Annotated in this window: 19 protein-coding genes, 1 tRNA gene and 1 pseudogene; 7 read left to right on the forward strand and 14 right to left on the reverse strand. The window is 40.7% G+C overall.

Going from position 1 to position 25,005, the window contains the following annotated elements; genetic code table 11:
* Window positions 1–139 precede the first annotated feature (139 nt).
* Window positions 140–949 (forward strand): 4-(cytidine 5'-diphospho)-2-C-methyl-D-erythritol kinase, encoded by an 810-nt coding sequence (ispE, locus tag ADICYQ_RS24115; protein WP_020888338.1) that lies wholly within the window; start codon window positions 140–142, stop codon window positions 947–949.
* A gap of 70 nt (window positions 950–1,019) precedes the next feature.
* Here the strand turns inward: ispE and ADICYQ_RS24120 are convergent, their stop codons facing one another.
* From ADICYQ_RS24120 to tgt, 3 genes are read right to left on the reverse strand one after another with little or no spacing between them, the layout of a single operon-like run.
* Window positions 1,020–1,925 carry a DMT family transporter gene (locus ADICYQ_RS24120; RefSeq protein ID WP_020888339.1) on the reverse strand — a complete coding sequence of 302 codons (906 nt, stop codon included), beginning with the start codon at window positions 1,923–1,925 and terminating at the stop codon, window positions 1,020–1,022.
* Window positions 1,926–1,935: 10 nt separating this feature from the next.
* A complete protein-coding gene (locus ADICYQ_RS24125) occupies window positions 1,936–3,009 on the reverse strand; it encodes an LptF/LptG family permease (RefSeq protein WP_020888340.1) in 1,074 nt (357 codons plus the stop codon).
* A gap of 54 nt (window positions 3,010–3,063) precedes the next feature.
* Window positions 3,064–4,194, reverse strand: coding sequence for a tRNA guanosine(34) transglycosylase Tgt (gene tgt / locus ADICYQ_RS24130; protein ID WP_020888341.1), 1,131 nt, complete (start codon window positions 4,192–4,194; stop codon window positions 3,064–3,066).
* Between the two features lie 292 nt (window positions 4,195–4,486).
* On the opposite strand from tgt, the gene ADICYQ_RS24135 reads away from it, so the two are divergent.
* The 3 genes and pseudogenes from ADICYQ_RS24135 to rsmG all read left to right on the forward strand — a co-directional run bounded on the left by ADICYQ_RS24135 (window position 4,487) and on the right by rsmG (window position 6,869).
* Window positions 4,487–5,614, forward strand: coding sequence for a glycosyltransferase (locus tag ADICYQ_RS24135; protein ID WP_020888342.1), 1,128 nt, complete (start codon window positions 4,487–4,489; stop codon window positions 5,612–5,614).
* A complete protein-coding gene (locus tag ADICYQ_RS24140) occupies window positions 5,605–6,216 on the forward strand; it encodes an RNA polymerase sigma factor (RefSeq protein ID WP_020888343.1) in 612 nt (203 codons plus the stop codon). Before ADICYQ_RS24135 ends, ADICYQ_RS24140 begins: the two co-directional genes overlap by 10 nt.
* 3 nt (window positions 6,217–6,219) lie before the next feature.
* Window positions 6,220–6,869: pseudogene (gene rsmG / locus ADICYQ_RS24145) on the forward strand (16S rRNA (guanine(527)-N(7))-methyltransferase RsmG).
* A gap of 181 nt (window positions 6,870–7,050) precedes the next feature.
* On the opposite strand, the gene ADICYQ_RS24150 reads toward rsmG, so the two are convergent.
* Genes ADICYQ_RS24150 through era form a run of 3 tightly spaced genes read right to left on the reverse strand, consistent with a single transcriptional unit; the run spans window position 7,051 to window position 9,808 of the window.
* Window positions 7,051–7,584 (reverse strand): hypothetical protein, encoded by a 534-nt coding sequence (locus tag ADICYQ_RS24150; protein WP_020888346.1) that lies wholly within the window; start codon window positions 7,582–7,584, stop codon window positions 7,051–7,053.
* An 8-nt stretch (window positions 7,585–7,592) separates the two neighbouring features.
* Window positions 7,593–8,906 (reverse strand): ribosome biogenesis GTPase Der, encoded by a 1,314-nt coding sequence (gene der, locus ADICYQ_RS24155; RefSeq protein WP_020888347.1) that lies wholly within the window; start codon window positions 8,904–8,906, stop codon window positions 7,593–7,595.
* Between the two features lie 11 nt (window positions 8,907–8,917).
* Window positions 8,918–9,808, reverse strand: coding sequence for a GTPase Era (era, locus tag ADICYQ_RS24160; RefSeq protein ID WP_020888348.1), 891 nt, complete (start codon window positions 9,806–9,808; stop codon window positions 8,918–8,920).
* A 140-nt stretch (window positions 9,809–9,948) separates the two neighbouring features.
* Here era and ADICYQ_RS24165 point away from each other — a divergent pair.
* Together ADICYQ_RS24165 and ADICYQ_RS24170 are read left to right on the forward strand one after the other, a co-directional pair.
* Window positions 9,949–10,021: transfer RNA gene (locus ADICYQ_RS24165), tRNA-Met, on the forward strand.
* Between the two features lie 1,330 nt (window positions 10,022–11,351).
* A complete protein-coding gene (locus tag ADICYQ_RS24170; RefSeq protein WP_020888349.1) occupies window positions 11,352–12,320 on the forward strand; it encodes a YihY/virulence factor BrkB family protein in 969 nt (322 codons plus the stop codon).
* Between the two features lie 627 nt (window positions 12,321–12,947).
* Here ADICYQ_RS24170 and ADICYQ_RS24175 read toward each other — a convergent pair.
* Window positions 12,948–13,325, reverse strand: a complete 378-nt coding sequence (locus ADICYQ_RS24175; RefSeq protein ID WP_040418074.1) for a GxxExxY protein — start codon at window positions 13,323–13,325, stop codon at window positions 12,948–12,950.
* A gap of 830 nt (window positions 13,326–14,155) precedes the next feature.
* Between ADICYQ_RS24175 and ADICYQ_RS24185 the strand changes: the two genes are divergently transcribed.
* A complete protein-coding gene (locus tag ADICYQ_RS24185) occupies window positions 14,156–16,504 on the forward strand; it encodes an alpha-L-fucosidase (RefSeq protein ID WP_040418076.1) in 2,349 nt (782 codons plus the stop codon).
* Between the two features lie 65 nt (window positions 16,505–16,569).
* Here ADICYQ_RS24185 and ADICYQ_RS24190 read toward each other — a convergent pair whose 3' ends face one another.
* Genes ADICYQ_RS24190 through ADICYQ_RS24215 form a run of 7 tightly spaced genes read right to left on the reverse strand, consistent with a single transcriptional unit; the run spans window position 16,570 to window position 25,005 of the window.
* Entirely contained in the window at window positions 16,570–18,270 is a 1,701-nt protein-coding gene (locus ADICYQ_RS24190; protein WP_161625629.1) for a glycosyl hydrolase, read from the reverse strand.
* Entirely contained in the window at window positions 18,155–18,961 is an 807-nt protein-coding gene (locus ADICYQ_RS29445; RefSeq protein ID WP_020888354.1) for a glycosyl hydrolase, read from the reverse strand. The genes ADICYQ_RS24190 and ADICYQ_RS29445 overlap by 116 nt, the downstream gene beginning before the upstream one ends.
* 5 nt (window positions 18,962–18,966) lie before the next feature.
* Window positions 18,967–19,539, reverse strand: coding sequence for a glycosyl hydrolase (locus ADICYQ_RS24200; RefSeq protein WP_040418078.1), 573 nt, complete (start codon window positions 19,537–19,539; stop codon window positions 18,967–18,969).
* Window positions 19,540–19,580: 41 nt separating this feature from the next.
* Window positions 19,581–21,020, reverse strand: coding sequence for a sulfatase family protein (locus tag ADICYQ_RS24205; RefSeq protein ID WP_081652436.1), 1,440 nt, complete (start codon window positions 21,018–21,020; stop codon window positions 19,581–19,583).
* Window positions 21,021–21,044: 24 nt separating this feature from the next.
* Window positions 21,045–21,227 carry a hypothetical protein gene (locus ADICYQ_RS29165; protein WP_235114891.1) on the reverse strand — a complete coding sequence of 61 codons (183 nt, stop codon included), beginning with the start codon at window positions 21,225–21,227 and terminating at the stop codon, window positions 21,045–21,047.
* Between the two features lie 23 nt (window positions 21,228–21,250).
* The gene (locus ADICYQ_RS24210; protein WP_051160351.1) at window positions 21,251–23,572 is read right to left on the reverse strand and encodes a hypothetical protein; all 2,322 of its coding nucleotides are present in this window, start codon (window positions 23,570–23,572) and stop codon (window positions 21,251–21,253) included.
* Window positions 23,572–25,005, reverse strand: coding sequence for a RagB/SusD family nutrient uptake outer membrane protein (locus ADICYQ_RS24215; protein ID WP_020888359.1), 1,434 nt, complete (start codon window positions 25,003–25,005; stop codon window positions 23,572–23,574). Before ADICYQ_RS24215 ends, ADICYQ_RS24210 begins: the two co-directional genes overlap by 1 nt.

The raw sequence follows: 25,005 nt of genomic DNA on the forward strand, positions 1-25,005 counted from the left end.
TTTTGGTAAAAAAACTGTCTTTCAAGACATCCTCACCAACTTTAAACTTAAGTGAGCATTTATCCATTTAAATGATTTAAAAAGCTTCTTAGAAAATCCACGCCTTTGTTTTACTTTTAGGGCCTAAAGATGTACAAATATGATCGTTTTTCCCAATGCAAAAATCAATCTTGGACTACACGTCCTCAGAAAGAGAACAGATGGATACCACGACATCGATACTTGCATGTACCCCATACCTTTAAGGGAAGCTCTGGAAATCATTCCCTCCCATTCCTTTTCTTTTACCCATAGCGGAATACCAATACCTGGCACGTTAGATCACAACCTGATCGTGAAGGCCTTCCAATTGCTTTTAGCGGATTTCCCGAAACTTACGGCAGTGGCAGCCCACCTCCATAAAAACATTCCAATAGGTGCCGGATTAGGCGGGGGATCAGCCGACGCAGCTTTTGCTTTAAAACTTTTGAATGAACTATTTTCTTTAGGCTTAAGCCAAAAACAACTTGAAGATTATGCCTCCAAATTAGGGAGTGACTGCCCATTTTTCGTGCAAAATAAAGCCCAAATGGCAACAGGAAGAGGCGAAAAGCTTGAACCAATTTCTGTCGACCTAGCGGGAAATTGGATTTACTTAATTCATCCAGGCATTCATGTTGGCACCAAAGAGGCCTATGCAGGAATCAAACCCACAGAAAGGGACCTGGACCTGAAAGCAATCCTTACAGCTCCATCTTCCTGGAAGTCCGAACTTGTTAACGATTTCGAAAAAGGGATTTTCTCTAATTACCCGGAAATTGCTGCCATAAAAACGAAATTATACAATGCTGGTGCTTGGTACGCTGCCATGTCTGGCTCAGGCTCTGCGGTATTTGGACTGTTCAAGGATCCGCCGGAAGAAATTAAATTTCCGGAACATTATTTTCTTTTTTCTGAAAAACTGACTTAACCCACAAGTAAATAATAGCCATTTCATTACTTGATATAATCACATTAAAATAGACCTTGTAACTTCGGGATTAATGTATTTTTCTAATTGTTCTGGCCACTCTTCTTTTTTGAACAAAACGAATTATAGGGTAAATACAGACGGAAGCCAAAATGATCAGGGTCCCCAAATAAAATTCAGGTGTCATTTTTTCTTTTTCGCCAAAGATGATAAAGGCAAGCAGAATCCCATACACTGGCTCCATATTTACCGTCAGGTTAACAGCAAAAGCGGATATCCTTTTCATGAGTTTCACAGACAAGGTGAAAGCTATGACGGTACAAACCTGCGAAAGTACAAGTAACCAAAACCAATCCATCCCCTGTGGTACCCATGAAAAACCTTCTGTAGTAAACCAATAAGCGTAGAAGGGAATAAAGCCTGCCGTCAGTAAAAAGGCACCAACCATTTCATAAAAAGTAATAATAAAAGGGCTGTGACTTTTGGTCAGCCTTCCATTTATCACAGTAAAGCAAGCACACAATAAAGCAGAAGTGACTGCTAGAAAAATACCAAGACTGTAGCCAGACTCAAACTTAAATATCACTATCAAACCAATAATTACAACCAAGCCAAGCATTACTTCATACAATTTGACAGGTTGCCTGTTGACCATCGGCTCAATGAGAGCAGTCCAGAGCGAACAAGTGGCCATTCCCGCCAGACAAACGGACGCAGTAGAGACCTGTGCTGCCCAAAAAAACAAAATCCAATGTGCGCCAATCAATCCTCCAGTAAGTAGAAACTTGAGCAAGGCATTTCCATTTACTTTTAAAGGCCGCCTTCTAAATTTTAGCAGCAAGAAAAGTCCTAAACTTGCAAGAAGGGTACGGTAGAATACGATCTCAACCGCCGGAAGACTTATCAATAACCCGAGAATAGCAGTAAATCCCCAGATAAGAACGACCAAGTGAAGCCATAAATAATCTTTTACCATAAACGAAAAATCATCGGGGAACGGTTTTGTAAAGCACCAGTCCCGTCAGTCCAAAAACGATATTCGGAATCCATACTGCTAAAATTGGGTAAGCAGTGCCTGCTTCAGCAAATGTCCTGGAGAGTAAAAATAGTATGATGTACACGAATGCCAGCATAAAGCCCAGTGCTATTTTAAAACCAGAGCCTCCCCTTGTTTTCTTTGCAGAGACAATTACCCCAATGAAAGTAAGTAGGATCGCAGCAAACGGGGACATAAAGCGAACGTACTTTTCGATCTTGTAGAAACTAATATTGTCCGCTCCCCTCTCCTCAAGAATGATGATCTGCTTGGAAAGCTCGGGAAGTTTCAAGGTTTCGTGATGATTAAGTGGCAGATCAAAATCTGCAGGGGTAATGGACAAGGTGGTGTCCATAGCGTCACCCGTCGTCCAGGTCTCCCCCATTTCATTCAGCTCCCTCAATCTCCAATCACGGGCATTCCAAACATGTTTGGTGGTGTCCCAAACAAGCCTTTCTGCGGTGAATTTAGATATTAGTTTCCCATCTTTGATATGCTCCAAGGTGAAATCATGCCCTTGATCGACAGAAGAAAAGTACCTGCGCATATAGGCATACAAATCGGTAGCCACCTTTATGTGAATGTTTTGCTGGTTCAGGTCCTGTTGTTTGTCCAGGTATTCAACCCTGAATTGCGAAACTCCCGCCGTAGCAACAGGCAATACCCAACCGTTTAGCAAAAAACTAATCACGGCAATTAAAACTGCAGACATGATAAAGGGCACCAGCATTCTTACAAAACTTACCCCACTACTGAGAATCGCGATGATCTCTGTTCTTCCTGCCATTTTTGACGTAATAAAAATGACGGAGATAAAGACCGTAATTGGCGTAAGTAAATTGTTTAAGTAAAGGCCATAATTAAGCATGTACTGCAAGATCTCAGATGCAGGGACATCGTTTCGGATATAGGTATCATTCTTTTCGGTGAAATCGAGCACCAAAACGACCAAAATCAACATCATGACCACAAATAAATAGGTCTTGAGGAAATCTTTAATGATTAATTTGTCCAATAGTTTCATACCAACTGGTCTTTCTCTTTTGTATCAAATGAAACGGCTGCTCTAGCAGAATCCTTATAACCTTCTGCTAACTTTTTCTACCATTGCATTTTTCCAGGTGGTAAAATCACCTGCCTGTATGTGCTCTCTCGCTTGGGTCACCAACCAAAGATAGAAGGATAAATTGTGAATACTTGCAATCTGTGCTGCCAGCATTTCCTTACTTATCGTCAGGTGTCTAAGATAGGCCTTGGAATAGAAATTGCTTACATGAGAATCGAAGCCACTGTCAAGAGGTGAGAAATCCATTTTCCACCTTTCATTGCGAATATTAATAATCCCTTCAGAGGTAAAAAGCATGCCATTCCTGGCATTTCTAGTAGGCATCACACAATCAAACATGTCTATGCCCAGTGCTATTCCTTCCAAAATATTGGCAGGAGTACCAACTCCCATAAGGTATCTTGGCTTGTCTTCTGGAAGAATATCTGTTACCAGATCTGTCATTTCATACATCATCTCAGCAGGCTCACCTACCGACAAGCCACCAATGGCATTGCCTTCCCTATCCTGATCACTGACAAAACGTGCCGCATCCATTCTCAAGTCTTTGAAAGTACTCCCTTGGACAATTGGGAACAAAGATTGGCTGTAACCATATTTCCCTGAGGTATTATCAAACTGATCTATACATCTCTTTAGCCACCGGTGCGTGAGATGCATGGAGTTTTTAGCATAGCTCCAATCACAAGGGAAGGGAGTGCATTCATCAAAGGCCATAATTATATCAGCGCCGATAGTACGCTGAATGTCCATCACTGATTCAGGAGTAAAGTGATGTTTTGAACCATCAATATGGGATTTAAAGACCACCCCTTCTTCTTTAATTTTCCTGTTCCCTTCTAGCGAAAAAACCTGATAGCCACCGCTGTCTGTAAGAATTGGACTTGACCAACCCATGAATTTATGCAAACCCCCAGCTTTTTCAAGTACTTCCAGGCCAGGTCGGAGATAAAGGTGATAGGTATTGCCCAGAATAATTTGAGCTTTCACATCATAGGTCAACTCCCTTTGGTGAACAGCCTTAACCGAACCAGCAGTCCCCACAGGCATAAATATAGGTGTTTGAATCAGTCCGTGATCTGTTTGAATTTCACCAGCTCGAGCTTTCGAGTGTTGATCCTTATTTTCAAGTTTAAATTTCATTCCTCCCTTTCATTGATAAATCCCCCATTTACTGATTATATTTGAATCCGAAATAGGCGATAGTTATTTTAGTGTGCATTAAAATTATTTCAGAATCAGTCAATAGTTGTGGTTTTTGACCTCAAATATGGCCAAACCATGTTTGAGTCTTCAACTCTCCTGGCTTCTTTTTAATTAAAACACGCATTGCACAGCTCATGGCCTATTACAATTGGAACACAAAAATAACCGCAATTAAACAAAAATTTGAGATTTTTGAATTAATCTTAAAGAACGGACAGTAGGTGCAAATATGGAAAACACATTATGGTGGATATTTTTTTTAGCTTCGGGCGTGCAGTTTACCTATTTGATGGTAGTTTTTGGCCGGTTTGTTTTTTTTCACAAAGCAGAACAAGAAACGGAACAGGACACTAATCTCAGCGGAGTATCTATTATTATAGCCGCCAAAAATGAGGCTGCACACTTGCAAGACCTGGTGCCTTTACTTATGGAGCAGAACTATCCTGAATTTGAGGTGCTAATCGTGAATGATTGCTCCACAGATGACTCAGAAGATATGTTGAGGTCGCTTGCTGAAACATACAGCAAGCTCCGAATTGTGAACGTCAGGTATACTCCGGATCATGTGACAGCCAAAAAATACGCTCTTACTCTAGGCATAAAAGTATCTAAATACGATACTATCTTGCTTACCGATGCGGATTGCAGGCCTGTTTCTCCACACTGGATCAGGAGGATGTCAACTCCAGTCCGTAATGAAGGTAAAACTTTTGCCCTCGGACATGGTTCTTACCTGGCACTCCCTGGGTTATTGAATAAAATCATTCAGTACGAAACCCTTTTTACAGCCATCTATTACTTTTCATTTGGCTATTGGAAGTCTCCATTTATGGGAGTGGGAAGAAACCTCTGCTACAAAAAAAGCTTTTTCATGGAAAAGAAAGCCTTTAAATCACTTTGGCACATTGAAGGGGGGGACGATGATCTTTTTGTAAATCTTTATGCAACGGCAGAAAACACCGCCTTAGTAGCACATCCAGAAAGCATTACCATTTCTCAACCGAAGACCAGTTTCAAAGCTTATTTCACCCAAAAGAAGCGACATTACCATGCTGGGAAATATTATCGCAGTAAAGATAAACTAAAACTGGGTTTGTATTCGTTAAGTCATTTGGTATTCTGGCTCTCCGCAGCAGGAATTTTAATTCTTGAAAGCACCTGGGAACCAATTGCCCTTGTATTGGGGTTAGTTTTTGCAAGGGCCATGCTGCAATATTTAATAATTCATAAGGCAAGAAAAAAATTAGAGGGGACTGGTAAGGTAATTTGGACTTTATTTTTTGATTTGATGTACATGATTTATTTTTGGACCTTAGGAACAAAAGGTTATCTGTCAAAAACAGTTAAATGGAAATAAAGGAAAGAAGTTTTTCAGATAAAGCGTTAGAAGATTTTGAATTGATCGACAAAGCGGTCAATGATAAAGACCAGCAGGCGTATGCTTCGCTCATGAAGCGGTACAAAAAAGCGGTATACTTTATGATCCTTAAAATGATCAGGGGTACTGACGACGCAGAAGATCTTACCATGGAAGCCTTTGCTAAGGCCTTCAAAAATCTCCACAAGTTTAAAAAAGACTATACATTCAGTACTTGGCTTTTTAGAATTGCGACCAACAACACCATCGATTTTATCCGAAAAAAGAAACTCAAGACCATGAGTTTAAACAACACCATGACAGACGATGGTGGAAATGCGGTAAATATAGATGTGGAAGATGATGACAACAATCCTCAGGATGAGTTTATCAAAACCCAGAGGAAAGAAATGGTGCGGATTTTTGTCGATAAGTTACCTGCAAAATACCGAAAGCTGGTTAAGTTGAGGTATTTTGATGAGTTGTCTTATGATGAAATCGCTGTCGAACTTGACAAACCTTTGGGAACGGTGAAAGCACAACTTCACCGATCAAGAGAACTATTATACGAAATTGCCAAGGGCAAAAATAAACATATTTAATTGATGAATGCAGACCATAAGCTGATCCAACATTATTTCCCAGAATTGAATGCCCAACAAATGGATCAATTTGAGCGCATGGGAGACCTTTATGTGGATTGGAACAGTAAGATCAATGTCATCAGTCGCAAGGACATGGAAAGTTTTTACATTCACCATGTGCTGCATTCTTTAGGAGTTGCAAAATTACTTTCTTTCGAACCCGGCACCAAGATTCTTGATATCGGTACGGGGGAGGATTCCCTGGGATCCCGCTGGCCATTTTATTCCCTGAAGTACAATTTCACCTTGTAGATTCTATAGGGAAGAAAATAACTGTAGTAAAGGATGTGGTCAAGCAATTGGGGTTGAAAAATGTAGAGCCACAACAAGTGCGTGCAGAAAGTCTAGAAGACAGGAAGTATCATTTTATCATCAGCCGAGCGGTGACACAAATGGAGAAATTCTATCCCTGGATCAAAAATAAGTTCAGAAAAGAAGATGTTCATGAGGAATTTCAAAATGGTCTCTTCTACCTAAAAGGTGGTGATGTCGATGAGGAGTTGGAAGCTCTGCATCTTAACTATGTAAGCTATCATCTTGAAGACTACTTTACCGAATCATTTTTTGAAACCAAAAAAGTGGTTTATTTACCTTATGAAGGCAAAAGGTAAGTTGATCAGTTCGGAGCAATCCTAAAATTATTCTTACCCAGATCCATCCTGAATATTTTTTGGCCAAATACATGGCCTACCACTATCCAGTGCAATACAAAAAGTCACTCGCATAACAAAAAATAACCCAAGACAGGGCATTTACTACCTGTCTTGGGTTATACTAACAAAGAAATCTTTCTTATCTTACCAGGATCACTTCAATAGTAGATTCGCTAACGGTAAGTCCATCTTCCTGCAAACGCTCAAAATCCGAAACTTCAATTTCACCTGAAAGTCTCAGCATGTTATCTGAATAGTCTATTACTTCGAGTATCACAACCTCTTCCTTGTCGGTTATCACCAATTGATCACCCACCAACTCCCAGGTGCCGGAAAAAATTTCCACACCCTGAACAGGGATTTTCTCATTTTGAAGTGTAAAGCCAAGCGCTATTAAGTCGACATCGAAAACGAAGCTTCCAGTTGCCGTGAGCAATTGATCCATGTCACCAAAATCAAGGGTCATGTCATAATTCTCTCCATTTCCCTCAATACTGACCGGCACTGAAGCCCCAGACACCGAAACAACACCTCTACCACTTAAAGTAGCCTCTTGTAAGCGCCACTCTTCCTTTGCCAACTCCAGGTCTGGCATTTCTTCTTCAGTAGTCGTTTTACAACTCCACATCAACGAAAGCACTATCAAAGAGAGAATAGACAAAGACTTTTTCATAGCAATTTTTATTTCTTTTTATAAGTAATTTTAACAGGCACACCTGTAAAATCAAAATTTTCCCTTAACCTATTTTCCAGGAATCGGGTATAGGGTGATTTAATGTATTGGGGTAAGTTGCAGAAAAAGGCAATCACCGGATTTTTGGTTGGCAGCTGTGTAATGTATTTAATTTTAATGTATTTCCCCTTATTCGCAGGAGGTGGATACTTTTCGATTTCTGGCAACAATACCTCATTCAACTTGGAAGTAGAAACCTTCCGTTGTTTATTTTCATAAACTTGCATGGCCAATTCCATGGCTTGATATATTCTTTGCTTAGTGAGTGCAGAAATAAATATGATTGGAATCCATTTATTTTCACCCAGCTTATCTGTCATGTTGTCCTTAAAAGCCTGCATGGTTTTGTGGTCTTTTTCTACCAAATCCCATTTGTTGACCATAATCATCATCCCTTTGTTGTTTTTAATAGCAAGAGAGATTAGGTTAACATCCTGCGCTTCAAGACCACGAGTAGCATCTACCATGATGATGACCACATCTGAATCTTCCAAAGTCCTTAAAGACCGCATCACTGAGTAAAACTCAATGTCTTCTTTTACTTTGGCCTTTTTTCGAATTCCTGCCGTATCTGTAAGGATATAGTCCTTGCCATATAGCTGGTAACGCGTATGGATGGCGTCTCTGGTCGTTCCCGCTTCATCCGTCACTATTGACCTCTCTTTGCCAATTAAAGCGTTTAGAAAGGAGGATTTCCCTACATTAGGTCTTCCAAGGATGGCCAATTTTGGTATTCCTTCATCAGGATCTTTTTCTCCCTCATCAGGGAATTTCTGTATCACCTCATCCAGTAAATCGCCTAAACCACTTCCACTGGTAGCGGTAGTTGGATAGATAATTTCTTCACCTATGCCCAAAGCATAAAATTCATTGGCCATTAAAAGGTCGTCCAAGTTATCTGCCTTATTGGCTACCATAAAGATAGGCTTGTCTGTACCTCTCAATTCTTTAGCAAAATCCGCATCCAGATCAGTAAGTCCAACCATACAGTCCACTACAAATAAGATAATAGAGGCCTCTTCAATGGCCAGCTTTACTTGTTTGCGAATTTCCTTTTCAAAAATATCTTCTGAACCCATCACATACCCACCGGTATCAATGACGGAGAAAAACTTACCTCCCCATTGGGCGTGGCCATAATGCCTGTCCCTTGTCACACCACTAAGGTTGTCTTCAATGGCTTTTCGCTCTTCTACCAGTCGGTTAAAAAGCGTGGATTTACCCACATTAGGTCTCCCTACAATTGCTACTATATTGGCCATAATACTATGTTTTATTGGTCGTAACCAAATTTTTTCAATTTGTTTTTATTCTTTCTCCAGTTGTCTTCTACCTTCACAAAGGTTTCTAGAAAAACTTTTTTTCCAAAAAAATTCTCCATTTCAATCCTGGCTTGAGTACCCACTCTTTTCAATGCTTTCCCCTTGTCTCCGATAATAATTCCTTTTTGACTATCTCTTTCCACATAAATCACGGCTCTCATGCGTAGCAATTGATCGGTTTCATCAAAATCTTCAATTCGAACCTCTGTACTATAGGGTATTTCTTTCTTGTATTGGTTAAAGATTTTTTCTCTTATGATTTCGGAAGCAAAGAAACGCTCAGGACGGTCACTTAGTTCTTCTTTGTCATAAAATGGTGGATGTACAGGCAAGCGATCCAGAATTTCCTGCATTATCTTTTGGAGGTTAAAACTTTCCAATGCTGAAATCGGAATAACCACATCTGCTTTTATCCTTTCAGTCCAGTATTCCGTAACCTCTGCAAGCTTTTCTTCTTTATTCAAGTCAATTTTATTGATGACAAGTAAAATAGGCACTCCTGCGGCATTCACCTTTTGAATAATGTCTTCAATTTCTTCATCATTCTCAAAAAGATCTGTTACAAAAACGATTACATCAGCATCTTCGAGCGACAGGTGTACAAAACCCATCATGCTTTTGTGCAGTTCGTATTTTGGTTTCAACATGCCGGGAGTATCGGAGAAGACGATCTGGTATTCCGGTTCATTCATAATTCCCAAAATCCTATGACGAGTAGTCTGGGCTTTGGAAGAAATGATAGAAAGCTTTTCTCCAAGCAGGGCATTCATCAAGGTAGATTTACCCACATTAGGCTTACCTATGATATTAATAAAGCCTGCTTTATGCATATTTTCTGGCATGGTCTCAGATTTTTTTTACAAAGGTACTTGATTTTTGAGAATATGTCCTTACCTTTGTATCACAATAACGGATAAGGCAGCAAAAAACGTTTAAAACCTTATCAATTTCAAAAGCGATTTTATTCAATATAAAGATATATCGCGGGATGGAGCAGTTGGTAGCTCGTTGGGCTCATAACCCAAAGGTCACAGGTTCGAGTCCTGTTCCCGCTACTAGAAACCCCTTATACGTCAAGTATTTGGGGTTTTCTTTTTTTAAGGCATTTTTTTTATTTATCGATTAGGCACCTAGATTTTTCTTTTTTAATAATGTGAAGCCGTTTAAATTCTTTTTCTCGCGAAGCCGCTAAGGCGCAAAGGTCTTTAGAATACTTTCTTTTGACTTTATAACATTTTAACTGCTTTTCTGAATTTTTTAGAAAAATTCTCGATTCTCGCAATGGAACAGAAAATATTTGTTTGAGGCTCTGGGGGCAAAATTTATAAGTTATTTTCAGATTCTTAATTATCGCAAAGGTGCTAAGACACAAAGAATATAAAAAACCTTCTTTGCGACTCCGCGACTCTGCGTGCAATTCTTAAAAGTTATTTTATATTCTATAATTCTCGCAAAGGCGCTAAGACGCAAAGGGTAAAGGGATGCCTTTTACTGAAAAGGTGACCCTTTGATTAGCTTTTTTTATTCTTGACCATCTTAAGGACTTAGAAAACATTTCTTTGCGACTCCGCGACTCTGCGTGCAATGTTAAAACCTTTTTTATTTTCTTAATTCTCGCTAAGGCGCTAAGACGCAAAGTTCATAGGGATGACTCTCTTTTAATTCATTACCCTTTGATTAGTTTTATTATTCTTAACCATCTTAAGGACTTAGAAAAAACATTTCTTTGCGACTCTGCGGCTCTGCGTGCAGTTTTTAATAGTTCTATTTAGATTATTGGGTCTCGCAAAGGCGCTAAGACGCAAAGAATTTAAAAACCCTTCTTTGCGACTCCGCGACTCTGCGTGCAATGTTAAAACCTTTTTATTTCTTAATTCTCGCTAAGGCGCTATGACGGAAAGGACATAGGGATGACTCTTTTTGAATACGTGACCTTATAATTAGTTTTTTTATTCTTGCCGCTCGTTTGAGCGTAAAAAACATTTCTTTGCGACTTTGCGGCTCTGCGTGCAAAATTTATAAATTATTCTTAGATTATTAATTCTCGCTAAGGCGCTAAGACGCAAAGGTCATAGGGATGACTCTCTATTTATTCATTTCCGTTTGATTAGTTTTTTTTTATTCTTGACCATCCTAAGGACTTAGAAAGTATTTCTTTGCGGCTCCGCGACTATGCGTGCAATTAATTCTATAAGTTAACACTTTTTATAAGCACCTCAAAAAGGTAAATTCCAGCGATAACTATCTGTTTAAAGAATCATTTTCTTCCTTATTTAAGGTATTAAGCGTGGGAAATACATTACAGATTCCAAATGCCTATTTCTTGGCATGGTATTGGGAAATAAGTATTGAACAAACGATTAAATCCATAAGAAGCTCAATAGCATGGCACTCGAAACGACAGAACAGAAATTCCAGATAAAGGACACCTGGTCCCTACTTAAGGCAACTTACAAAGAATGGTCTGATGACGACGCCTTTGGAAACGCCGCTTCGGTTGCTTATTATGCTGTTTTTTCACTACCAGGGCTTTTGCTTATAATAGTGTCCATTATTGGTATTTTTATGGACAGAACCGACACCGTTGCCGAAATTACGTCAGGTCTTTCGGGAATGATTGGTGCAGAATCAGCAGAAAGTATTGCTGAAATTATAGTAAATGCCAATTTAGCCGACCAATCCGTACTCATGACCATAGTGGGGTTAGGCACCATGCTTTTCGGTGCAACCGGACTTTTCGTTCAACTTCAGAAATCTTTAAATTCCATATGGGAGGTAAAAAAAAATGAAAAAGCTGGTATTAAAACCCTCTTGAAAGATAGGGCCACTTCGCTTGGGATAATCATTGTTATAGGTTTTTTACTACTCATCTCATTAGTTTTGAGCACAACGATTTCTTCAATAGGTGGTTGGTTAACACGAAATTTTGGTGAAAGTCTTTTTATCTTGGCTTATTTGGCTAATATTATTCTTTCTATCGTCATTATTGCATTGCTTTTTGCCGCAATATTTAAGATTTTGCCAGATGTTAATATCAAATGGCGTATGGTATGGACAGGTGCTATTCTCACCTCAGTACTGTTTACGGTAGGAAAAGCACTTATTGCCTTTTATTTAAGTGAATCAAATCCCGGTGAAACATTTGGTGCTGCAGGTGCCATTATTCTTTTCTTGCTTTGGATATCCTATTCATGCCTTATACTTTTCTTTGGTGCTGAGTTCACTCAGGTTTATGGGAGAAGGTATGGCTATCAGCTAAAACCGTCTAGCCATGCGGTGCGCACCTCTGATTTTGAACATAAGAAAGAAAAACTAATCAAAAAAAAGAAAGTGGATAAGGAAATGACCAAATAGAGCAAAGTTTGTAATTTTTTTTTGGGGGGGGGACTTCACGGCTCTACCTGCAGTATTTAAAGTCCTTTCTAGAATAATAATTCCCGCAAAGGCGCTAAGACGCAAAGGGCATCAGTATACTTTCTTTTTACTATATGGCTTTCTAAACTTATTTTTAATATCAATCCTCATTATGGGACAAAAATTATTTCTTTGCGGCTCCGCGGCTCTGCGTGCAGTTTTTAATAGTTCTATATAAATTACTGGGGCTCGCAAAGGCGATAAGACGCAAAGGGCATAGAGCTTCCTCTTTTTAATTCATAACCCTTGGATTAGTTTTCTTTTATTCTTGACCATCTTAAGGACTTAGAAAACATTTCTTTGCGACTCTGCGGCTCTGCGTGCAGTTTTAAATGCTTTTTTATTTTCTTAATTCTCGCTAAGGCGCTAAGACGCAAAGGGTAAAGGGATGCCTTTTACTGAAAAGGTGACACTTTGATTAGCTTTTTTTATTCTTGACCATCTTAAGAACTTAAAAAACATTTCTTTGAGACTCAGCGTCTTTGCGTGCAATTTTAAAAGCATTTTTGTTTTCTTGGATCTCACTAAGGTGATATCAATTTTCCATTGTGGCCCTGCGAAAAATATTTATAAGTTATTAACAACTCTGGATATCCCATCTTTAATTAAGGCTTCATTGAAATTAATCAACAAACCGAGCTTTAGCCCCGTGAGTTTTAAGTAAGTCAGTACTTGCTTAAAATGCACCGGAGCAATGGCACCTACTGATTTTATTTCTACCAACACCCTGTCCTCCACGATTAAATCAGATCGGAAACCCTGATCCATTCTGATCCCCTTCCAAATTAACGGAATAGCTTGTTGTCTTGAAACACTCAACCCTTTCTGAATGAGTTCGTAATATAAAACCTCCTCATAAACTGACTCAAACAAACCGGGCCCAAGCGCTACATGAATCTGGTAGCAGGTATCTACTATTACTTTGGAAAGATCGTTTTCAGACATTTTTTTTTAGATTTTTGTTTCTCGCAAGGACGCTAAGGTATTGAGGATGCTTATTTGAGGCTTCGTGGTCTTTGATTGGTTTTTATAGGTTTTTTTAGATTCTTGTCCAACGCTATGTTTCTTAGCGGCTCTGCGGCTCTGCGTGCAGTTTTTTTTTAACTCTAATTTCTTTCTCGCTAAGGCGCAAAGACGCAAAGGGGATAATCATACTTTTTTAGCTCCATTGCTTTTTGATTGGTTCTTTTGATTGTTTTTAGACTTTTGTTTCTCGCTAACGAGTAGAAAATATTTCTTTGCGGCTCCGCGGCTCTGCGTGCAGTTTTTAATAGTTCTATTTAAATTACTGGGTCTCGCAAAAGGCGCTAAGACGCAAAGGGTAAAGGGATGCCTTTTACTGAAAAGGTGACCCTTTGATTAGCTTTTTTTATTCTTGACCATCCTAAAGACTTAGAAAACATTTCTTTGCGGCTCTGCGTGCAGTTTTTTTTTAACTCTAATTTCTTTCTCGCTAAGGCGCTAAGACGCAAAGGGGATAATCTTACTTTTTTGGCTCCATTGCTTTTTGATTGGACCTTTTGATTGTTTTTAGACTTTTGTTTCTCGCTAACGAGTAGAAAATATTTCTTTGCGACTCTGCGGCTCTGCGTGCAGTTTTTTTTAACTCTAATTTGTTTCTCGCTAAGGGGTCGAAAATATTTCTTTGCGGCTCTGCGTGCAATCTATCCTATAAGTTAACAATTTTTCAAATCTGCTCAAAAGAATAAAACCCACCCACTTTTTATATATTTACCTGGTAGTCTCAATTGACCTTAAGCTGTATAAACTATACCATGAATCGTATTAAAAGCATTGCCTGTATTGCCCTAATCTTTATATGCCAGAACCTATTGGCGCAAGAGCCTTGGGAAAATCCTATCCAGAAAGAAAAACGACTGGGTTCTCCATTGGTGGAAACCTCACCGTTTGTGTTTCAAGAGAAGTTATACCTGCTGGAAAATAACCAGCGGTTTTGGGATATTCCTGGGGCTAAGCCTGGGCACAAATTCCATGAGGACAAGGTCCGTATTAGAGACCTACAAACAAATCAGATAATTTCCACGCCTCTGAAAAACCATGGTTTTGGAACAGTCCTGACATGGGAAGGCAAAGTATACGTTTTTGCGGGGGACTATGGGGAAGGAAAACCCTGGCGGAAAATGACCGAAATTACAATGACCAGCTCTGAAGACCTTGTCAACTGGAGCAAGCCAAAAACCGTCCTTCGGGCAAATGACGATGAGTATTTTTTTAATACTGCTGTTACGAGGGGAAAGGATGGCTTTGTTCTACTTTATGAAACCAGTGACAAGAAGTGGAAACCTTTTACCTTTAGGTACATGAGCTCTTCGGATTTGGAGCACTGGGAAGAAATTCCGGGTGCGGTCTATGGAGTGGACAAATATGTTGGCGGACCCGCCCTTTATTATGAAGGAGGTTGGTACTATACACTCTACCTTGAATCGCTACAACCAGGTTATGAAACAAGAATCACCCGCTCCAAAGACCTTGTCAATTGGGAAGATGCAGCAGAAGACAGGCCTTTTGTCACCTTTAATCCGACACATAAAAACATTCCTTTGATCAATCCTGACATCTCTGAGAACAATGCTTCGGATGTGGAACTCTGCTATTTTCAAGGCAAAACCATCCTTTATTTCACCGGAAGCGATCAAACTACAGCAGGAGATTTACAGCGGGCAACTTACGACGGAACACCAAGAGAATTGTTCGAGCATTTTTTTAAAGCTGAAGGGCAATCAGATATAGCACCAAAACACCAGGGAGACTGGTTACCGGTATTGGAGGCAGGCACAGAAGGTAATGGAACAGCCATTTTCTCTACTAAGCCATTAACGACTCGCCCCACCGAAAGCCAATTGGCCTATCAGGAAAGGCAGTTGGGGGCCTTTATTCACTTTGGGCCTGCCACCTATATAGGCTCTGACATGATGAGTGTCCCCGCTGCAGAAATATTTAATCCCAACAGACTTGATGCGGAACAATGGGCCAAAACAGCCAAATCTTTTGGCGCCAAACACATCGTATTAACAGCAAAACACCACAATGGCTTTTGTCTCTGGCCAACGGAAACCACGGATTATTCGGTGAAGAATGCTACCTGGAAAAATGGTAAAGGAGATGTTGTAAGGGAGTTTGTAGAAGCTTGTAGAAAATACGACCTGGAAATTGGCCTCTATGTATCCGGTGGAGACAAGCATTTTGGCTGTACCAGCACACCCGATCCACAAGGGGAACGCAAAATTGTTGGAGACATTAACAGGTATTTCCCTGTTTTTCTGGAGCAGCTCAGAGAGTTGCTGACCAACTATGGGGAAATCTCTTACTTGTGGTTTGATGGTGCTTATGATCCGTTTGGATGGGATGTCATGGATCCTGAGACTATGCAACCATTGGGCACGGCCTATGGGGATGCGATACACAATATGGTGCGCCTTTTACAACCAAAGGCAATTGTAATGGGAGGAACCAAGCCGGATGTTCGCTGGTCAGGTAGCGAGCAGGGATGGGCAGCTTATCCCTTGGGGAATATCGTTCAGCCCGGTGAAGGATTTGATAAGTGGGTAGGCCCACAAAGTGCGGGATGGATTCCTGCCGAAGCCAACCTCCACACCAGATCAACCTGGTTTTGGAAGCCTGATTCAGACAAGACCTTGCGTGACCTCCCCTTCATGATGAACGTGTATTCCGAATCCATCGGTAGGGGAGCAAATTTACTGGTGAATATGACTCCTGATACCAGTGGTTTAATCCCTACTGCTGAGGTAAAGCGACTGGAAGAATTTGGAATAGCCATCGAGCAAACTTTCTCACATCCTGTGGCCAATTATGATCAGCCGGAGAACAATGGCAATACTATCTATACACTTACAATTCCTAAAAACCAGGCAACAAACCTAATGGTCCTCGAAGAGAACATTGCCAATGGACAACATATCAAGCAGTACAATCTTGAAAGCTTTGATGGGGCCAATTGGCAAACAGTAGCTAAAGGATTGACAATCGGGAGAAAGCGCATCCACTATTTTGATCCCGTAAAAACTGATAAACTCCGACTTTCTTTGGTAGGAGATGATAGTAAAATGGAATTGAAATCATTTACAGTTTATCAAGCGGACTAATTAAGAAATATAGTCGAAAATTTGAGCAGCATTGGTGCAGAAAAAAGCAACAATGCTGCTCAAAATCACTTAGGAGCTACAATTGGAAGAACGGTTTTTAAGGTAACTGGCCCAAAAATTCCAGAAGGAATCAATGGCGCATCTTTCCAGGGAACCCTCAACTTAGGAATGCCTTTTATAACGGTGGCCTCCACATGGGTTTTGGTGAAATTAGCACCAGTCGCTGCATCTCCCGTTAACCTGTTTGACCAGGTATTGGCTACTTCTATTTTTAGGGTATTTATTCCTGGTTTTAAAGCATCGCTCACATCAAAACGGTAAGGCTTCGCCCAGGTAATTCCCAACGGTTGCTCATTCAACCAAACTTCCGCGACATGGGATAGGTCTCCTAAATCCAGGTAAACCCTGGCTTCTGGAAATTCAGAGGCATGCATTTCATGGATGAAATTCTTTTCGTAACGTGCAGTCCCTGAAAAGTATTTGACCCCTTCAATTTCAGACTCCGTCCAGGATTTTAATTCCGGGAAAATTGCTTTTTCCGGCGCTCCCCAACCTTCAGGAAAATAAACTTCCCAAGCACCTGCTATTGTTTTCAAATTGCCATGATTTAACATGCGACTGGTTTTATCTTTTTGCACGAAATCAAATTCTCCTTCTTCCCATAACTCAACGCCATACTCCCCATAACGCAACCTAGGAGGGTGAATACCATCACGAGCTATTTTTGTGAAATGTGCTTGTTTGTCCCCATGCTTAAAAACTACAAAAATGCTTTCATAAGGTGCAAGACTCAAGGGAAGTTGGATACCATCCGAAGTATTTTCAAAAACAGGAATGGTACTTATACTTCCATTTTCAGGATTCCATAACTCTGGCGTCTTTCCCTCTTGTCGGAACGTCAAGTCTCTAGACAACCATTCGTTTGTAGTATTGACTACAAAATAAAAATCAAGACCATCTTTTTGGTAGTGGGTATAATCCAGTGTATAAAACCCTTTGTCTAAATAATCAAAGTCATGGCTAATTTTCAATTCCTGAAGGATCTCAGCTACCGAAGCCCCATAATAAATGGCTCCACTTCCTGGCTTGAAAGTTTGCTTGCTATAAGGTTTCCATATACTATTCAGCCAACCATTCATCTTGGGAAGATCCTTCATGTTTCTTTCAGGGGCAATTCTATTGGGTTTAGATCCTGTGATAATGGCACCACTTTTTGCCATTTGTTCCAATTTCACCAATACTTGAGGATTAATTTCATATTCTTTGGTCAAGGCCAGCACACTGAATTCAGCCTTATTCCGAGGATTTACTATTTTCCCATTTTTCACTTCCAGTCCAAGAAGTATTTCAGTATTGACCAATTCAAAATCATACCCTTCCCCTGGATTAAAGCGACTGCGCTTATGCCCTCCGTAATTGGGAATGGTGTCACCATAATAATACAAGACATCGGCTTTGAAATCGGCTTCCTGTAAGACATAAGACACCCTTGCCAGGTATTCATTAAATGGCCGAATTTTCTTCCACCAGACCCTTTTGTCATTATAATGAGTTCCTGCATGGTAAACGATCCCTGGGTTTCCAGTACCTTCTGGATTATGGGTAGATCCATGGACGACTACCCTGTTCATGCCTTCAGCAAAAGCCCTGTCACCCATAGGTTTCATTTCGAAAGGACCTTCTTGCCATTGCTGAAAAGTGGTAAATGCTTCCATCTCCACCATTCCTATACCATAAATATGGGAGGCAGAAGAGACTTCCTTCACTACCCTTAGCACATCTAAAACCCTCCTCACTAAAATTATTATGATTGATCCAAAACTCTCCTCTAGGGATATCCAAACCTTTACCCAACGCCTTTAAGGGTTCTACTGGTACATTGTGCAAAGGATAGCCAGGTCCTCCTGCTTCACTGTTATTTTTTAATCCATGGGCATTGCAGATCTCTTTCGACTTCATGTAGAAGTTTTTGATCATCAATTCTGACAATGTCCTTTGAAAGCCTGCTCTAAAAGCAGAGGTAGCTTCAGTAGAAAACACCACTTCCTCAAATAGAATGGGTAAGAATTTCTTTATATCATAGCCATTTAATTCCTGGAACTCTTGTGGTAAAGTAGGTGTCCAATTGAAACCCCTGGCTTCATAACTTGCCATGTATAGATTTTTCAAGGACGTTTCACGCAAATCCCCTAAAACAGATTCCAATCGGTCTATAATATAATTGAAGTGAAAAGCTGTTGCTTCCCCATCGAAATGATCTACAATAGGCCCGGCTGAATACTTACTTGGCAACACCAAATTCTCGCCAGAATTGGAGCTCACATACCGTACTATTTTCCATTCTCCTTCCGGGACATCCCAATTCAACACCTCTTTTTTAGCGTCAAAGTAAAGGGAAACATCCTTTATACCGCTGGTATCCATAGCCACATTGTCTTTAACCAATGGAATGGCCAATACTGCTATCTCTTCGGAATATAAGGGTTTTCCATCTTTCCCATAAGAAATGAGGCGTGTCCTGCCTCGGGGATCTTTTTCTGGGATTTCAGGGAAGGGTAATTTGATTTTTTCTTCCCTCCACCCGTGACATTCACTTTGCGTTGGTAAATTGATTTTGCCGCATGTTTAGGGGTGAGCCAATTGCCACCAGCATTCCAGCTACTCGCCGTATTCAATCCTACCTCCATGCCATATTTACCAGCCTCCTCTACGGCAACTCTTATGGTTGCCAAAGATTCATCACCCAAAAACTCGGGGCCCGCACCTACCTGAATTGTATCACGTGAACCTATTTCAAATATGGTAAAACCAGCTATACCTGCCTCATCAAAGGATTTTATTTCCTCTTTTAGCCTTAAAGTATCCACATGTCCTCCCAACCACCAATGGTAAACAGTGGGTTTGGCCGTACTTGGTGGCTGCAGGAAATTTTGTCGCATCTGATTGTACGCCGTACTTTCTTGGGCCCGAAGGCCAAAAGATAGCACACTACAAAACGCAACTAAATAACAAATTGTAAAAGCTTTTAACTTCATGGCTTAGGCATTTCTGGTAATTGTCTAAAATCAATATACGGTTATTTCTCTTTACTATTTGGCAATGCTTTCCACTCGTAAAAATTGTCACCGGTGGCTGTTATCCATTCATCCAATGCCACATGCATATCTTTTTTAACGGATTGATAGGCATCAACATAAGCAAGGTTATGCTGCTCTCCCGGATCTTTCCACAAGTCAAACAATTGCTCATTTCGCTCCCCCTGATTGTACAAATTGTATTTGTATCGATCATTTCTGATCAATCTGGCCTGCCTGCTGGAATCCAGTTTATCATCTGCCAACTGCACCACCAAATACTCTCTCAACTTCTCCCCAGGATGCTCCAAAACTGGTTTAAGGCTTTTACCAGTAAATTTAGCAGAAGTCGTTAAACCTGCATAATCGATTATGGTTGGGGCCAAATCAATCCCTGATACCAATTGGTTTCTGTCAATGTTGCCAGATGGTACATGCCCTTTGTACCTGATGATAAACGGGACGGTAGCAGCTTCATCATACAAACTTAACTTAGCAGCCCACTTGTGCCCTGCACCCCCGTCACCATGCTCACTGGTAAGCACTACAATGGTATTATCGTCAAAACCATTTTTCTTCAATGCTTGCAGGATTTTGCCAATTTCCCCATCCACCATTTCGGTAAATCGATAATAATGGTATAAATACGCCTGCCAGTCTTCCGGTGTATAGTCTTTGGTCAATAACAATTCATCCCCATAATGGTCCATCAAGCGTTTTTCAGCAAGGAATTCTGGTTCATCAGGATCAATTTCAAAGTTATTGGGCAAGGGAGGTAAACCTTCCAATTCATGGGCTTTGGCATATTCATCCGGTCTTCTTGGGACATGGCAAATGTCGTGAGGATTGTGAAGTGAAACTGCCAGTAAGAAGGGTTGATCTTCCTTATAATTGTTGAGATAATTCACCGTCGCGTCTGCAATTGGCCCATCCGTATCTTCACCCAAATCCCATTCCTTATTCAAGGATTGGAATGGTACCACAGCAAAACCAGCCACTGAATCCGTAGCTATTTTCGCAGGGTAAGACGCTGGCAAGTGCCACTTTCCAGCCCAGACTGTATTGTATCCTGATTCTTTAAAAACCTGGCCTATAGTGGGCACTTCTGGTCGGATATGGGTAGAATTCCAAACCACACCAGTTTCATGAGGCATCCTTCCTGTGATCAAGCTACTTCTAGCTGGTCCGCAAACTGGCGAAGTACAATAAGATGCCGTAAAAAAGGTGCCTTCAGCTGCCAACTGGTCCATGGCTGGCGTGTTTAAATGAGGGTTCCCCAAATAACTCAACGCATCATTGGTGTGCTGATCTGTCAAAATGACCAAAACATTCGGCTTTGATTCTTCCTCTTGGTTTTTTTCGCTTTGGCAAGCTGCTATAGCCGCCATACTAAAGCACATAAATAGGAGCAGTCTCCAGGGAATATTTATTATTTTCTTCATCTTAAACTAGTTACCCGAGTTAAACTACCATGAAAATGCTACCGTTCCTGAGACATCCTTGATTTCAAAATAGCGCTCATTGCCATTTTTCACTTCAGTGAAAGGGATCTCACCAGTATTCCATGGATACCTTGAATTTAGGTATACATTTAATTCTTCTGCCGTCACCCCATCGGATGGATATATTCTAAGTGATCCATTTTTCAATCCACTGACGCTATACCGCTTACTTATCCCTTTTTGGCCTGAATGAAGTTCTTTAAACGACACCATTCCTGAGGTCTGGGTAATAAAACACGACATTCTCTATGCCAGGCTGTTGGCATGGTGTAGTTAGAAAAACCATCTTCAAGGATTGTCTCAAAGCCCAATATCAAAGGCGCTCCTTGCTCAAATTTAAAGGACTGCTTTACAGTAGAATTAGGATTGTAACCGGAAAAGATAAAAGCATTGTCAGAACGGTTGATCGTAAGTACAGGGTCTTTAATCCCAACGTTTTCCTTTTCTATTTTTAACTGCATCCCGAAGGTACCTAGCAGTTGTCTTAGCATTGCTGGAACAATCTGAAATTCTTCCGGATTGTCAGGCGTCAATAACCTTCCACCGGTAAAGCTACTGGAATTGGTGCCTCTTAGATAAACAACTTTTCCTCCCTTCCAATCAGGATCCTGTCTCAGCCATGCCATATCCCTTACTTCATCCCCTTGTTTCACACTTGACAAAGCCTGAGTAAAAGAATCTTTCGGATTTTTGATAAGGGTACGGAATCCTCCACCAGAAAATAAGGAAAGGTGTCGTATTTTTTGGGGAACCTCCCCTTTGATAATATCAATACCAACTTCTGACCGTAGCTCCATCTCACCTGATAGTGGCGTGGTATTGGAAAGGTTTATAAAATCCATAAAGGTCTTGCTTGAATGATCCACCGGCCCAAATACAATAAGTTGCCCGCCATTTTTCACAAAATCCATGAGCGTTTTCTCATTCTTAGAATTTTTTTCCGGAGCAATGGTCACAAGTATCGAAGACTTAAAAAGGCCTGGATTATTCGTGATGGCTCCTGGAAGAGAAGTAGTGGAAATCACCGTGTTCATAGGAAGACCACTATTGATTGCTTGTCTCATAAACCAATCGCCATAATAAATCTCTGGCAACCTGTCGGTATAATCCCTTGCCCAATCATGGTACTCATCAAACGGATAGACCCAAACCAAAGGTCCAGGAGCTGTAGGCATGTCATAACGCGCCTTTAAAATATGAGGCATTACCTCATCCGGCACCTGCGTTGGCATGTTGCCATAGGTATCATCGATGGTCAGGAAATTCAAATGGGTTGGTACACCTATCTTTCCTTCTTCATCGATTCTTGCTACTGCCAAAGGCAAATAAATATCATGCGGTTCTCTTCCATAGCGGTCTAGCCAAGGGCTATTGATCCACCAGGGATCGTGGGTATAATACCTAAATGGAAATCTATTGTCCGGCAACATGGCCATTCGCGACATATAACCTGCCAATTCTAAACCAAAATCTCCATCCAATGCAGCCCAAGGAGAATTGGGAGGAGGCAACATATTGAATCCACCTTTGTATATGTTTCTTAAATCTACCGCATCCCTAGCCAAGTCAGCTCCTACAGAAAGGTTGGTTCCTCTGGTTTGGATGGGGTAATCAGGACATTCTTCTCTAAATAACTTCCAAAATCCTACCACTTTATCAGCAGATGAAGCCAGTTTTTCCTGAGCAAAATTTTCTCCACTGAAAATGGCTCCTGTAGCAGACCATCCTTCTGCCCCAAAACCAAACCCATTGCTTAGCCAGATATAGTCAAAACCCAAATCATCAAGAAAATGCTGACTTTGTCTTCCAAAGAAGGTTCCAAATGGCGTTTGATCAGGAATACCATCAGGGAAACCTGCATAGGATTCACTGTCACCATTCAACAATGAATAAGAACTTACAAAAGTCTTGTGTCCCATGGCATTACCACCCAGTATCTCTGGATGTTTTTCATATTTGAAAGGAGATTTAGCAAATTCAGGACCTGGGTCAAAGGTAGCACCTACTTTAATTGGCTTCCCTGTTACCTTTCGTCCTTCCTCTTTAAGTACCTTAACAATAAAAGCTAGATCTCCATAAGTAAAGTCTGGCGCATCGTCCCGATATACATAAGCCCTTTGATGCAAAGAAAGGGATTCGGGGCCTGAACCCACTTCATGATCTGTATTTGGATTCCCCATGTATTTGGCCCACTCCAGCGGTTGATCCATGGTACCCTTGTAATCGAGAATCTCAGAACCATCACTGGTCCAAAGCATCATCGATACAGTATCTGCATGCCTCAACAAGGAATGCCATTGGGTAAACATTTCATGAGCCACTGCCCTGATATAAGCTTTGTCCTTTTTCTTAAAAGGCTTAAGAGAAGACTCCAAAGTAATACTTTGAAAATTCTTACCCTTTAGGTTGTCTTGTGCCAGCCCCGGTACACAGACCAGAGCTAGCAACAAAACCAACCAAAAATTGCGTATTGTAATGTTTCCTTTCCTCATTAATAACCAGTGTTTTGTCCTAAGCTGGGATTAATATCAATTTCTCTAAGTGGGATGGGCATTATTGTTTTATAAGCCTGAACCTCGAAATTCAAATTGTTCCGCTCAAAATAAGCATTCATTTCAGTTAAAAGCTTTCCTGTTCTCACCAAATCATACCAGCGGTGACCTTCCATAAATAGCTCAACTCTGCGTTCCTGTGCCAATGCAGCTGTTAATGCTGCTTGATCCAAACCGCTCAAAACAGTCAACCCTGCTCGTTCGCGAACCATATTAAGATAAACCATCGCTTCATCCTGCTTACCATTTTGATTGAGTGCTTCTGCATACATCAGTAGTACATCAGCATACCTCAAGGCTGTAAAGTTGATTCCGCCATCTCCTTGAACACCTGTAGTGAAATCCACAAATTTCAACCCATACAATTCCTTTTCGTAACCTCCGGAAATCACCTTTACAGAATCTCCAATAGATGCGGGCCTTCTAAGGTCTCCGGCTTCATAAGCTTCGGCCATTTCAGGTGTTGGCAAAATTCTACCTGAACCTTGCATTTGGTTGGGGAAGATATCCATATCAAATCTCGCTGGGGTAAATGTGCTGGAAAAGCCATTCCCTACTCCCAAGTTACCTGACATGTATTTAATCTCAAAAATTGACTCTGACAATTCATCATTCCCATTGGTAAACAAGCTTTTATAATCCGATTCAAGCGAAAAATCATTGCCTTCTACAACTCCTTTTAATGCAGTTTCAGCATTGCTATAGTCCATTTGGGTTAGGTAAACTTTCCCCAACAAGGTCATTGCGGCTGCACTTGAAGCCCTGGATTTACCCAAACCATTCACATCAGTTAGCAGGGCTGTGGCCTGATTCAAGTCCGCTTCTATCATTTGATAAACAGCTTCCTCAGGTTTTCGCGTCATGTCATAGGCCGCAATTTCACCTGGGCTTCGGAAAGCCACATCCACAATTGGCACAGGCCCAAATGTTCTGACAAGATTAAAGTATCCTAAAGCCCTTAAAAATAAAGCCTCTCCTTTTATCTGGTCTCTGATCTGAGTGGCCATGTCCACATCATCAATTCTAGACAATATATTGTTTGATTGGGAAACAAGGTTAAAACTTATCTGCCAGATTGAATTCAAAAAGCCATTGGAAGGCGTAAAGTTAACTTCATCCAACTCAACCTCGGAAATAGAAGGAGTGGTCCACTGGATTTCCGCATTGTCCGTTGTTAATTCTCCAACGTACACTAAATTGGCATCATACAGGTTCTGAAGACTTGAATAACTACCAATAAGTGCTGTCTCAAAATCGTTGGCATTTTTATAGAAGGAGCCATCACTGATTTGATGTTCGGGCTGCAATTCTAGAAAATCTGAGCAAGAGGTCCCAGCCAATAAGGTCAGGATATATATGATATATTTTTTCAT

The organism is Cyclobacterium qasimii M12-11B (genome assembly GCF_000427295.1).
Lineage (GTDB): Bacteria > Bacteroidota > Bacteroidia > Cytophagales > Cyclobacteriaceae > Cyclobacterium > Cyclobacterium qasimii.

Coding starts and splice junctions, on each gene's coding strand:
- ispE (WP_020888338.1), top strand. CDS start 140: ATGATCGTTTTTCCCAATGCAAAAATCAATCTTGGACTACACGTCCTC.
- ADICYQ_RS24120 (WP_020888339.1), bottom strand. CDS start 1,925: ATGGTAAAAGATTATTTATGGCTTCACTTGGTCGTTCTTATCTGGGGA.
- ADICYQ_RS24125 (WP_020888340.1), bottom strand. CDS start 3,009: ATGAAACTATTGGACAAATTAATCATTAAAGATTTCCTCAAGACCTAT.
- tgt (WP_020888341.1), bottom strand. CDS start 4,194: ATGAAATTTAAACTTGAAAATAAGGATCAACACTCGAAAGCTCGAGCT.
- ADICYQ_RS24135 (WP_020888342.1), top strand. CDS start 4,487: ATGGAAAACACATTATGGTGGATATTTTTTTTAGCTTCGGGCGTGCAG.
- ADICYQ_RS24140 (WP_020888343.1), top strand. CDS start 5,605: ATGGAAATAAAGGAAAGAAGTTTTTCAGATAAAGCGTTAGAAGATTTT.
- ADICYQ_RS24150 (WP_020888346.1), bottom strand. CDS start 7,584: ATGAAAAAGTCTTTGTCTATTCTCTCTTTGATAGTGCTTTCGTTGATG.
- der (WP_020888347.1), bottom strand. CDS start 8,906: ATGGCCAATATAGTAGCAATTGTAGGGAGACCTAATGTGGGTAAATCC.
- era (WP_020888348.1), bottom strand. CDS start 9,808: ATGCCAGAAAATATGCATAAAGCAGGCTTTATTAATATCATAGGTAAG.
- ADICYQ_RS24170 (WP_020888349.1), top strand. CDS start 11,352: ATGGCACTCGAAACGACAGAACAGAAATTCCAGATAAAGGACACCTGG.
- ADICYQ_RS24175 (WP_040418074.1), bottom strand. CDS start 13,325: ATGTCTGAAAACGATCTTTCCAAAGTAATAGTAGATACCTGCTACCAG.
- ADICYQ_RS24185 (WP_040418076.1), top strand. CDS start 14,156: ATGAATCGTATTAAAAGCATTGCCTGTATTGCCCTAATCTTTATATGC.
- ADICYQ_RS24200 (WP_040418078.1), bottom strand. CDS start 19,539: ATGAAGTTAAAAGCTTTTACAATTTGTTATTTAGTTGCGTTTTGTAGT.
- ADICYQ_RS24205 (WP_081652436.1), bottom strand. CDS start 21,020: ATGAAGAAAATAATAAATATTCCCTGGAGACTGCTCCTATTTATGTGC.
- ADICYQ_RS24210 (WP_051160351.1), bottom strand. CDS start 23,572: ATGAGGAAAGGAAACATTACAATACGCAATTTTTGGTTGGTTTTGTTG.
- ADICYQ_RS24215 (WP_020888359.1), bottom strand. CDS start 25,005: ATGAAAAAATATATCATATATATCCTGACCTTATTGGCTGGGACCTCT.